The organism is Litchfieldia stipae, assembly GCF_014837155.1.
Taxonomy (GTDB): Bacteria; Bacillota; Bacilli; order Bacillales; family Bacillaceae_L; genus Litchfieldia.
Window position 1 is genome coordinate 196014 of record NZ_JACYHA010000005.1, and the last position, 11823, is coordinate 207836.

Consider the following 11823-nt stretch of genomic DNA (forward strand, 5'->3'; position numbering starts at 1 on the left):
GATTACATAAAATGCTAGTTGCTATGTTATTGTTACTGTTGGTCGATCATTCATGGATTATGTATTCATTTCCAACAGCAAAAATGGCTTAAATTACTGAAAAATCTTCGTATCATCAACCCGCATTTTTTCATTATAGCACTAATCAATTCTAATGACCACGTATATTATAACCATGTATATTTTCTTAATTTTTCTATGATTGGATATAATAAAACAAGTATTTCTCACCTATAACAGAAAAACACTGGTGAAATATTTTCCACCAGTAGCTTTCCCTTTGTTACAGTATTGTATTTATTTAGCATCAAAGTAATTTATTAATTTTCTTGAATGTTATTCAGTTCTTCTTCTGAAATAAGGATTTCTCTTGGCTTGCTACCTCGTGCCTCTGAGATAATTCCTTGTTCTTCCATCATGTCAATTAATCGTGCAGCCCGATTATACCCAATACGGAAACGACGTTGCACACTTGAAGTCGAGGCACCACCTTGTTCAACTACGAATTCACAAGCCTCTGGGAATAACTCATCATCGTCACCTGACATACTTGACGATTTTTTGATCAGTTCATCCTGTTGAAATAGATAAGACGGCTTCACCTCTTGTTTGACATGTGAGACGACTCGATCAATCTCTTCATCTGAAACAAAATTACCTTGTACCCGTTTTGGTTTGGATGAACCATTTTCAAGAAATAGCATATCTCCCTTACCTAATAGCTTTTCAGCACCACTTGAATCAATAATTGTTCGTGAATCTACTTGAGATGATACTGAAAATGCAATTCTAGTTGGGATGTTCGCCTTGATTAAGCCTGTTATAACATCAACTGAAGGACGTTGAGTAGCTAGGATTAAGTGAATTCCACAAGCTCTTGCTTTTTGTGCAATACGGCAGATCGCTTCTTCTACTTCTCCTGGTGCAACCATCATCAAATCAGCTAACTCATCAATGATAATCACTAAAAATGGCAGTTTGCCGCTTTGCTCCTGATGCTTTTCAACCATTTCATTATATCTTGAAATATCACGGACACCCGAATGAGCAAACAATTCATATCTTCGCTCCATCTCTTCTACTGCCCATTTTAATGCTGCTGTTGCTGCTTTCACATCGGTAATAACCGGACTCACTAGATGAGGTATATGATTATATGGTGCAAGTTCTACCATTTTAGGATCAATTAATAACAGCTTCACTTCATGAGGGGCTGCTTTGTACATTAAACTCACAAGCATCGTATTAATACATACACTTTTCCCTGAACCGGTTGCTCCCGCAATTAGACCATGCGGCATTTTATTTAGGTCAGTGATAATTGGTGTTCCTGATATATCAAGCCCTAGAGCAACAGTTAAGGGTGATGTGCTATTGATAAACTCTGGACTATTGACAATCTCATGAAGAAATACAGGCTTACTTATCTTATTTGGAACCTCAATTCCAATTGTATTTTTCCCTGGAATCGGAGCTTCAATCCTGATTTCCTTTGCCGATAAATTAAGCTTGATATCATCTGAAAGATTAGTAATCTTATTAACCTTAACCCCTGGTTCAGGCTGCACTTCAAATCTTGTTACCGCTGGTCCTTGAGTTACATTAACCACATGTGCTCGCACTTTAAAGCTCTTCAGTGCTTCATCCAAAAGCATTCGTTGGTTCTCAACCCAATTCTCATCCTCATGATGACCAATAATCTGTTGATTGAGTAAGGACAGTGATGGGAAGGTATATCCTGTCTTTTCTGGTTGTTGTTCCTCCAACCTCGTTTTGATAGGCTCCTGTCTCTGAATTGATTCTTCAGACTTCAGATTTTGATGTTCTCCTTCTCTTGTTACTTGCTCTTGTACTACCACGTTTTGCTCTACTCTTACTGGTTCAACTTGTTGTCTGTCTTCTATCCGATTTACTAGACTTTTCTCGTTTTGCTTTTGGACTTGCTGCTTTTCTCTATCTTTCTTTAACATGAGAACATTAAATGGGATTGGTCTACGCCCAGTTCGTTCAGTTCTATGTTTTTGCTCTACTTGCTGTTGCTCTAGTGCAGGTTCTATCATCTCTTCAACATCTTCGACTTTATTGTCCAGCTCTTCAACCGCCTCAAGTTCAATAACCTCTTCTTTGCTATGTACCAAAGGCTGTTCTTCTTCTGAATCCACTTGCTCAAAGTCACCTTCTGTTTCAACATCATCCTCAATCTGGAGCTTTGTTAATAGATCACTAATATCAACCGTTTGTTCAATTGGAGCATTAGTATTATCTTCTTTTACAGTTTGATTTTCTACGAAAGAATCCACCTTTTCTTCCATTTTAATTGCGGTTGGATGCTCTTTTTCCACTTCAATGGTTGCTGAAGCCTCCTCATACCCGTTTCTTAAATCTAATGTGTGTTTTCTATGATGATGATCTACTGATGATAATTCAAATTCTATCACAGGCTCTTCTTTCATAGGTTTAGTCGTTGGTGGTTTAAATCCATGAACTGCGGAAGGAATTTCCGTTGGGCGGAATGGCTGCTTCCTCTCAAGATTAGGTGTCTTACTTTCATGATTGTCTTTAGATTGGAAACGTGTTGGTTGTTGTTTCTCAACAGGCTTTGTTTGTTCAGCTCGATTTCTTCTTTTCGCTATCACCTGTGCTTTCTCATTTGACCCATCAGGAATAAGTGGGAACCTAAATTGACCTTTTGGATATTGATAGGTCACCTTTGTATCAATCGTTTTATGTGAGATATTATTGATATGAGGAGGATTCTTAGTTGAGGGTATGACCTCATTCTCTTCGTCATCATTAAATAAGCCTTTTATTTTATCAATCCATTTCATGTAATCACTCTTTCATTTCTTCTACTTCATCTCTTATTGTAACAATATTTCATAGAATTTGAAGTAAAAAATAGCCTTAAAAACACAAAGTGCCACCGCCCTTTTCATTGTTCTAGGTCATAAGAATCATCTTTCAACCTAAAGAACGAAAAAAGTTGCGCTTGGCACTTGTCATTAATCCTTTTTCTTTCCGTTATTCATTGGACGATTTTTTCCTAAGATAAAAATTGGTTCAAGTTTCCCATCTTCGTAAATAAACGAAAGGGCAGTAATTGGAACTCTTCCATTTGCAAAGAAACTCATCGTCATTTGTGCAAGAATATCATAGCCTGTTTCGTTTTCAACATCAGCAATGATTAACACATCCTGATGAGGAACTGCTACAGCCATCGTTCCTTTCATTTGTTGGCTTACTTTTAGAAGGAAGCTTTCATTTAGGATTCGACTAGCATCGTAACCATCATTTTTGTTTAGAAAATAAAAGGTATTTCCTGCTACTTTGTCCTCTTTCAAGGTATAGTCCAAAGACCTGATATTAAATCTAGCAATTTCCTTCATACGTTCAATATCCCATTGTTCTCTATCCATAATTGACTGGTCAATTAAACGATACGTGGTACCTAAATCTAAGGCATAATAAATTCGTGTTTCAGCCGTATGTTCTTCAAAAACAAGAGGAATTCCTTCATTGGATTCAGTTGGAAATGACGTAGAACGAATAACTGGAAAGATTTGCTTTTCTTTACCGGTTAACTCTAGCTCTTTTGTCATGACTGTTAGAGATTCTTTAATATAGTAAACAATCTCATCAATTGCTTGGTCTTTCTCCATATTCCATTTTGCAATAACCCCAGGTATCGATAATGTCATCCCTTTGTGAGTTATCCGGTCTTCTATTCTCAACTCATCCTTTTCACGGTCATAATTGAAGGACCAATCATCTCTATTAAGACGCTCCTGGATAATTGTTCTCATTTTTTTACTATCCATTTTTTTCATGAACTGTACCCTCCTTAAAGTTGGAGAATATCGCTTAGTTTTATAAACTTGTTAAAAACGTGACGATTTCTTCTTTTGTTTTACGATCCTTACTAACAAATCTACCTAATTCTTTCCCTTCTGCAAATACTACAAAGCTAGGGATACCAAAGATCCCTAATTCCTGGCAAAGGTCTATGAATTGATCACGATCAACATAATAAAATGTAAACTGACTAAACTCTTCTTCAATCTCAGGAAGTACCGGTTCAATCACTCTACAATCAGGACACCAGTCTGCTGAAAACATTAGAACAACCTTTTCTGTTTTTATCATTTCCTCATATTGAGTCATATTCTCTAATTTCTTCATATGATCACGCTCCAGTTTTTATTTTCATATCGCCAAGCTTAATCCAGCCCTTTTTCCTCATCCATTCGGATATTATCAAACTTATCACAGCTGGGCTAATAATATGTAATAAAACGACTTTCCAAAAGACATCAAATGTAAATCCGTTACTTGTAAAAGTCATCACCTGACCTACAAGACCACTCGTTCCCATGCCTGCACCTTCAGCTACATTTGTAAGTTTGAAATAGACTGTACTAAATGGAGCGAGTATCATTCCAGCTATTGTTGGCGGAATGATAATAAGTGGATTTTTGATGATGTTTGCCACTTGAAGCATAGATGTTCCAATTCCTTGAGCAATTAGACCACCAAACCCATTTTCACGATAGCTACTTACGGCAAACCCCATCATTTGCGCACAGCATCCAATCGTGGCTGCACCTGCAGCTAATCCATGTAAATCTAGCATTAATGCAATGGCTGCACTAGAAATTGGTGCAGTTAGCGCCCATCCCATTAGAACTGCAACTAGGATTCCCATTACAAGTGGTCGTTGTTCTGTAGACCACATGATTAATTCACCAAAGCTCTTCATCCCAAAATTTATTGGAGGACCTATCGTTTTTGCTGTAAGAAAGCCAATAAAAATGGTTGTAAAAGGAGTTACGATGATATCAACCTTTGTTTCTTTACTTACTGCTTTTCCAATCTCAGTTGAAATTAACGCTGCAATGAAGCTTCCAGCTGGGCCTCCAAGCTGTGCTCCCGCAGCACCACTAATAATCGCAGAAAATAATACAAGTGGTGGTGCCTTCAACCCAAATGCAACTGCTGCACCGATTGCTGGACCCATTAATCCCATTGCAAGACTTCCCATATCCATAAGAAATTGGTTATCGAACTGTTTCCCAACGGTATTTATAATCAATCCAATAATTAATGATGAAAAAAGTCCCAGTGCCATATAGCTTAGTGCATCAATAAAATAAACTTTTGGAGAAAGGGTGATCCCCTTTTTAGAAAGAAACGTCCGCAACATAATCCCTACCTTTATCAAACTTTGATATATACGTTTACTATTATAAACGTAATCGTCTTGAAATAAAGCAAATAGCGCTAACTGACATGAGTTCTAGAAGACTAGTTGACTTATGTTCAGTTAGCGCTATTGTGTTAATATTTAACAGAAGAAACAATTTGCATCATTTGTTCTGCATTGTCTTTGACCTTTTTAAGTTCAGTCACTGTAGTCATTTTCACGCCACCAATACCAATTGATAGTTGATAACTATCTTCTTCAACACTTTCAACTTTTACATATCCAAATCGCTCTTCATCCTTAAATGTTTCATTCAATAAATCATTCTCAGATTCTAAGACCGTTGATTTATATAGCTCTTCACTGTTTTGTTCCTCATTAGGGTTAACAAACAGAATGAATAGCTGCTCTCCTTGTTGCAGGATGAGATTATTTTCTTCTACTGTTTCTTCTTTCATATCACTCGGTAAGAAATATGAAAATGTTGATTCGGTTTGATTAGGTTCCATTGGCTCAGCCTCAAAGGTTTGTGCCGTTGTCTGTTTTGTTTCTTCAATGACTTCTTCAACTGAAGCAGAACACCCTACCAAAAGTCCTATGAGTAACAAATAGGAAATTATACCTTTTTTCACCATATTCTCACTTTCCCCTTTGTAATAAAGGAAGTTATTTTACTTTTCTACACTAATTAATAATAACCATAACTTTTCCCGTGTGACAACCCTTTAATCTATATTTCACAGAATTAACTATTTCTATATAGTAATTGGAAGAGAATGGTACTAAAGACATAGCTACAACTGTTTATATGTGTATTGCCCAACTAAAAGCCTTGAGACATGAACGAACATCTCTGTACGATCAATATAACCATTTGTAAAGATTCCTATTGCACCTTCTTTGGTACTTATATTTCGTTTCATTGTATAATCAGCCATAACCTCACCTAATTCTCGACCATCCCTTAAATGCTGTTCAAATTCTTTAGGTAAGCTTATCCGTGCTCCTCCGGCAATGATTGGAGTATCATTCTTATCAATTAAAGCACCCCAATTGCATAGAAAGAGACCGTACTCTGTTTCAACAACCCCACCTTCAAGCCCAATCCCAATATCGGCAGCTTCCTGCTGTAATGAATGTCTGGCACGATTAATAGCTCCTTCGATTGTTTCTTTGTCGGAAAAGGGCTGTGGTGATACTCCAGAAGAAACAGCACAAGGATAAAATTCAGCCTCAATTCCTTCAAAACCTTTTTTTACCGCATTTACCTTTGTGGGATTTTTAGTACCAATGGCAATATGTAACATTATCTAACAACCTCTATTCATATCAAAAAGGCTGCCTGATTAGGTGCAAAGCACCAATCATTGATGACAGCCTTTCATATTATTTTTTCTCGGTTTAACTATTTGCTTTAATTGATTCAATCGTAGAACGATCAGATGACTTAACTAATTTAATTAAAAGCTCTTTTGCAGCTGCATAGTCATCAACATGTACAATGGAAGCAGCCGTATGGATATAACGTGAGCAAATACCAATCACGCCAGAAGGAACGCCTTCATTTGAAATATGCACTCTGCCAGCGTCTGTTCCACCTTGAGAAACAAAATATTGATATGGAATATCATTCGTTTCAGCCGTATCTAATATAAATTCACGCATACCTCTGTGAGTCACCATCGTACGATCAAAAATTCGAAGTAATGCTCCTTTTCCAAGTTGGCCAAAGGCATTCTTATCACCAGACATATCATTTGCAGGACTTGCGTCTAATGCAAAGAAAATATCTGGGTTAATCATATTCGCAGCAGTTTGTGCACCTCTTAAACCAACTTCTTCTTGTACCGTTGCACCTGAGAATAAGAGGTTCGGTGTTTTTTCGTCCTTTAATTCTTTTAAAAGTTCAATTGAAAGTCCACACCCGTAACGATTGTCCCATGCTTTAGCAAGGATTTTCTTTTCATTTGCCATCGGAGTAAACGGACAAATTGGAACGATTTGCTGACCTGGCTTAACACCAATTCTCTTCACATCTTCACGGTCATCTGCACCAATATCAATCATCATATTTTTAATATCCATTGGCTTATTACGTTGTGATTCTTCTAATAAATGAGGAGGAATTGAACTAATGACTCCGATAACAGGTCCATGCTCTGTAATAATTTGAACTCTCTGAGCTAGTAAGACTTGGCTCCACCAGCCACCTAATGTTTGAAAGCGAATGAGGCCATGATCAGTAATAGATTTAACCATAAAACCAACTTCATCCATATGTCCTGCAACCATGACTCTAGGTCCTGACTCGTCTCCCTTTTTCACTCCAAAGATGCTTCCTAATCCATCCTGAATAACTTCATCCGAGTATTTTTCTAGTTCTGTTCTCATATATTGACGAACGAGATGTTCGTTACCAGATGCCCCTGGTAATTCAGTTAACGTTTTAAACATACTTAATGTATCTTGATTCATGTTCTCTCTCCTTTTTTACATCGTCTATTAATTTATGTATTATTTATTTAGTATACCGAAATTCCTTTCCTCTTACCACCTATAACATTCCCTTAACATACGTGCCTAACATTTTGTATACTATAATAAAGACAGAATTTCTTTTATAATAAGATTAAATACCAGGAAAGTCGGTGACTTGTCCAATGAATTGGAAAAAATTCCTTATCGGTGTAAGTGTAGGCTTTGCAAGTGCCTATCTCTTAAATAAAACGATGTCAGATAAAGGCATCTCTGCAGAAAAAGCGCTCCGAAATGTAAAAAATGCTTTCAAACAAAACGGGCCTATAAGTGGTTCTTGGATACATATGGTTCCAGAAGAATACACAAAGAACCAAATCCTCTATAAAGTATATAAAGGTGGCATATCAAGAGAAACTGCGGAAGGCTTAAAACAACATGAATTTGTGGTTGATGCAACAACAGGAACCATTCTTGAGATCAACTAACAAAGCAAATTAGAGATTTCTCTCCAAAAGAGAAATCTCCCTTTCAGGTTAGCGAGTTCTTTTTACACTCTCGCTAATCGCCCCAGTTTCATCAAACTTCACCGCACGATAAAAGGCATCATGGTAAAAACTAAACCATGCTTGCTTATTCTCACCTAATTTCATCAACTTTTCTTTCATCGCAATTGAATCCATTGGATAATCATCATACGCCAGTACCCATAAGACATTTTTATGTGCATGCGTTGGCATTAAATCTGCTAAATGAATCAAGTAGTCATGACCACTCTCAATGAGCAAAACTGAATGACCAGCACTATGACCTCCCGTATGTAGCATTGTGATTCCAGGAAGAACCTCGGTCTCTGTTTCGAATGTTTCAACCATTCCTTCAATCGCTTCCCAATTCTCACGCCAATACGTATTTCTTGATCTTATATTCGGGTTTCTCATTTCATCCCACTCAATTTGATGAGTTATTATTCTTGCATTGGGAAAGGTAGGAACGAGCTTGTCATCTTCCCATCTAGTCAATCCGCATGCATGATCAAAATGCATATGAGTCATTAAAATGAGATCAATGTCATTCACGCTTAAACCTAATTCACTTAATGACCTATGAATACTGGATTCCTCTGTTACACCAAAATTCCTTCTTTGCTTATCATTCATCTTGTTATTTCCGATTCCAGATTCAACTAAGATGTTCCTCCCTGAAGCTTGAATGAGAATGGGATCGGTCCTTAATTCAATTTGATTAAGTTCATTATGAGGATATTTTTTCGTCCATAATGCATGTGGTACAACTCCAAACATAGCACCACCGTCCATATGTGTAACTCCACCATTTAACCAAGTTAATCTTATCTCTCCGATTTGTAATGTTTCCACTTCATCACCCCATCACATTAGTCGTTTATTCTTAAGCCAACAATCACTAAGTCTCTTTCAACACCATCAAGTACTGCAACCTTTGGCAATAGAGCCATTTGAGTGAATCCAAAGTGTTCAAATAGTTTGATGCTTGGAAGGTTATGACCGAAAATAAAGGCTAGTAATGTTTTAATGTTCAAGTCTGGACACGCATGAATGGCATGCTTCAGTAGATCTTTTCCAAGTCCTTTTCCACGATAATCATTATGTATATAGATACTAAGTTCTGCAGTTTGATTGTAGGCAGGACGTCCATAGAATTTCTCGAAGCTCACCCAAGCACAAATGCGGCCGTCTAATTCTACTACCCAAAGAGGTCGAAACTCAGGGGAGTGATTTGAAAACCACACCTCTCGGTCACTGACAGTTACAGGCTCAAGATCAGCAGTCACCATACGACTGGCAATCGTCGAATTATAAATCTCAACAATCATTGGTAAATCTTCCCTAGCAGCATCACGAATTGAATATTGGTTCAACATCATTAATCTCCTCACTGGTTATAAAATGCAAAAATTCCTCTTAACGTAAACAGTACAACGCTTTTTTCATACTGTCTACTATAAGAGGAATTTTCTATAGAAAAAATTAATTAGTTCTAAATCTTGTTTCACTTCGATAAATGGGATGTCCCATTTTTGAGAACTTCTCCTCATACTCGGTCATGATATTGCCTTCATACTCACTATTATGCAAATCAAGACTTACATATGTTAAGAGCATACCATAATCAGAAAAACTCATTAAAGAAGACTCAAATAGTCCACGATTATCGGTTTTAAAATGAATTTCTCCATCAGAGTTTAAAATGGTTTCATACATTTCCAAAAATGTACGGTAGGTAAGTCTTCTTTTGGCATGTCTTTTCTTTGGCCATGGATCTGAAAAATTTAAATAAACACGGCTCACTTCGTTTTGATCAAAGTAATTCAGAAGGTCTTCAGCATTCACATTAAGCAATTTGAGATTCGAGATATCTGCTGCAATCGCTAAATCTAGTGCTGATACAATAACACTTTCTTGAAGCTCAATACCAATAAAATTAATGGTCGGATGAGCCTTTGCCATTTCAGTAATGAATTGTCCTTTACCGGTACCAACTTCTATATAAATCGGTTGATTATTTTCAAATACTTGCTGCCAGTTTCCCTTACAACTCTCAGGGTTCCCGATCACATACTGTGGATAAGCTGCTAGTTTATCCTTTGCCCACGGTTTATTCCGTAAACGCATGATGCCGCCACCTCTTTACAAATAATATCGTAAGAAACGATAACATGAACAAGCCATAAGTGCAAGTAAATATTCGCATGATCAAATAAAGCAAAAAAAAATAAGAGGGAACCCCTCTCATTGTTTTTATCCTTATTTAAGTTAATAGCATACGATTCAAACTTGGCGCATAAATTAGCTGTCCTTTACACAATTTAATATCAGGAACTACACCGCTATAAGGAGTGAACGGAAATGTCATTAAATCATACACATCAAATGAACATTCTGAAGGATATATTAACAAATCATCAGGATGACTGCTGCGGCACTGTTGCTGAATGTGAACAAATGGAACGATTAATTAAGTCACTTATGGTTAATCAGGAAATCGACCAAGAGGTGAAAAACTTATTAACTGATATTTATTCTTATAGTCAGCAAGGGAAATACACACAGCATCTTGATAATCATATCAATGAACATCAACATCAATTATCTCAATGGATTTCTGAAATTGATCAGTTCTCTTAATCGTTAATTAATAAGTGATGAAGATATTGAAGCCAATGCTTAATTTCTTTGTCACTATTTTTTGATGTATACCAAATAATTTGCATAATCGTTTGAGAAGTGACATACCACTTCATACGTCTAAAGAGATCTTCAGAAGCCTCAATTCCATAGCGATTAAGCCATTCCACCCAATCTTCTTCCTTAATATACCAATAGAGAAGCATTCCAATATCAATCGCAGGATCAGCAATCATCGCTCCATCCCAATCAATCAAATATAGCTGCTTCGACTCTGTAAGCAACCAATTATTATGATTTATGTCACAATGACATACGACTTTATTATCATATTTAATATGCTCTAAATCCTCTTCTAAGCGAGCAATTGCTTGCTGTATCTCAGGAGTTTCAACTAAGTGAGCGAAGGCTGAAAGTGACTGTTTAAGTTCAAATAGAATATCTTCAGGTTCTAAAGGTTGCTTCCCTAGACGTTTAAGCATATTTAAAAGTTCTTGTGAGTGATGGATTTTATGAAGAAGCTCGGCTACATGTTGGTTATTCATGTCACTTGGTTTAAGTTCTTCTCCGTTTAGCCAATGTTGAGCAGTGATAACATCTCCATTTTCAAGACGCTTTGTCCAAACAAGCTTAGGGACGATCCCTTCTGCTGAAAGTACAGCTAAAAAAGGAGAGGAATTCCTTTTTAAAAATAGCTTTCTTTCGTTATATTGTGCAAAGTATGCATCCCCTGTTGCCCCACCTGCTGGAGAAATCTCCCACTCGTTACCTAGTACATATTCCAACCATTTCACCTTCAATTTCAACACAACATTTCATTAAGAGATTAATATATCAAACAATCAAGTATAAGTGCTATATATTTTTTATTATGTCATTTTTTCTATTACATATAAGTAGAGTAAATAAAAAAGATAACTATTGGATTTAGCTTTCAAAAACAATAGCTATCGTTTAAATTTTAGCTTTTTTATCCTTTTA

13 protein-coding genes are annotated in these 11823 nt (G+C 36.6%); 2 read left to right on the top strand and 11 right to left on the bottom strand.

Annotation, left to right across the window (positions count from 1 at the left end; all coding sequences use genetic code 11):
- Positions 1–320: 320 nt before the first annotated feature.
- The 7 genes from F7888_RS08450 to F7888_RS08480 all read right to left on the bottom strand — a co-directional run bounded on the left by F7888_RS08450 (position 321) and on the right by F7888_RS08480 (position 7675).
- Complete coding sequence (locus F7888_RS08450) at positions 321–2828, bottom strand: DNA translocase FtsK (protein WP_191778739.1); 2508 nt, start codon at positions 2826–2828, stop codon at positions 321–323.
- Between the two features lie 174 nt (positions 2829–3002).
- Positions 3003–3818 carry a DUF1444 domain-containing protein gene (locus F7888_RS08455; protein WP_191778864.1) on the bottom strand — a complete coding sequence of 272 codons (816 nt, stop codon included), beginning with the start codon at positions 3816–3818 and terminating at the stop codon, positions 3003–3005.
- Positions 3819–3867: 49 nt separating this feature from the next.
- On the bottom strand, positions 3868–4179 hold the full coding sequence (locus tag F7888_RS08460) for a thioredoxin family protein (RefSeq protein WP_191778740.1): 312 nt from the start codon (positions 4177–4179) through the stop codon (positions 3868–3870).
- 4 nt (positions 4180–4183) lie between these two features.
- Positions 4184–5197, bottom strand: a complete 1014-nt coding sequence (locus tag F7888_RS08465; protein ID WP_191778865.1) for a PTS transporter subunit IIC — start codon at positions 5195–5197, stop codon at positions 4184–4186.
- 137 nt (positions 5198–5334) lie between these two features.
- Positions 5335–5835 carry a hypothetical protein gene (locus tag F7888_RS08470; protein ID WP_191778741.1) on the bottom strand — a complete coding sequence of 167 codons (501 nt, stop codon included), beginning with the start codon at positions 5833–5835 and terminating at the stop codon, positions 5335–5337.
- 159 nt (positions 5836–5994) lie between these two features.
- Positions 5995–6507, bottom strand: coding sequence for a DUF84 family protein (locus tag F7888_RS08475; protein ID WP_191778742.1), 513 nt, complete (start codon positions 6505–6507; stop codon positions 5995–5997).
- A gap of 94 nt (positions 6508–6601) precedes the next feature.
- Positions 6602–7675: a M42 family metallopeptidase gene (locus F7888_RS08480; RefSeq protein WP_191778743.1), complete on the bottom strand. Its 1074-nt coding sequence runs from the start codon at positions 7673–7675 to the stop codon at positions 6602–6604.
- A 185-nt stretch (positions 7676–7860) separates the two neighbouring features.
- On the opposite strand from F7888_RS08480, the gene F7888_RS08485 reads away from it, so the two are divergent.
- Positions 7861–8163, top strand: a complete 303-nt coding sequence (locus tag F7888_RS08485) for a PepSY domain-containing protein (protein ID WP_191778744.1) — start codon at positions 7861–7863, stop codon at positions 8161–8163.
- A 48-nt stretch (positions 8164–8211) separates the two neighbouring features.
- Here F7888_RS08485 and F7888_RS08490 read toward each other — a convergent pair whose 3' ends face one another.
- The 3 genes from F7888_RS08490 to trmB all read right to left on the bottom strand — a co-directional run bounded on the left by F7888_RS08490 (position 8212) and on the right by trmB (position 10329).
- The gene (locus F7888_RS08490) at positions 8212–9054 is read right to left on the bottom strand and encodes a YtnP family quorum-quenching lactonase (RefSeq protein ID WP_191778745.1); all 843 of its coding nucleotides are present in this window, start codon (positions 9052–9054) and stop codon (positions 8212–8214) included.
- Between the two features lie 17 nt (positions 9055–9071).
- Complete coding sequence (locus F7888_RS08495; RefSeq protein WP_191778746.1) at positions 9072–9578, bottom strand: GNAT family N-acetyltransferase; 507 nt, start codon at positions 9576–9578, stop codon at positions 9072–9074.
- A 106-nt stretch (positions 9579–9684) separates the two neighbouring features.
- Entirely contained in the window at positions 9685–10329 is a 645-nt protein-coding gene (trmB, locus tag F7888_RS08500; protein ID WP_191778747.1) for a tRNA (guanosine(46)-N7)-methyltransferase TrmB, read from the bottom strand.
- Positions 10330–10563: 234 nt separating this feature from the next.
- On the opposite strand from trmB, the gene F7888_RS08505 reads away from it, so the two are divergent.
- A complete protein-coding gene (locus F7888_RS08505) occupies positions 10564–10842 on the top strand; it encodes a YtzH-like family protein (protein WP_191778748.1) in 279 nt (92 codons plus the stop codon).
- Here the strand turns inward: F7888_RS08505 and F7888_RS08510 are convergent.
- Positions 10839–11627: a phosphotransferase gene (locus tag F7888_RS08510; RefSeq protein WP_412095987.1), complete on the bottom strand. Its 789-nt coding sequence runs from the start codon at positions 11625–11627 to the stop codon at positions 10839–10841. The two genes, F7888_RS08505 and F7888_RS08510, sit on opposite strands and share 4 nt — an antisense overlap.
- Positions 11628–11823 lie beyond the last annotated feature (196 nt).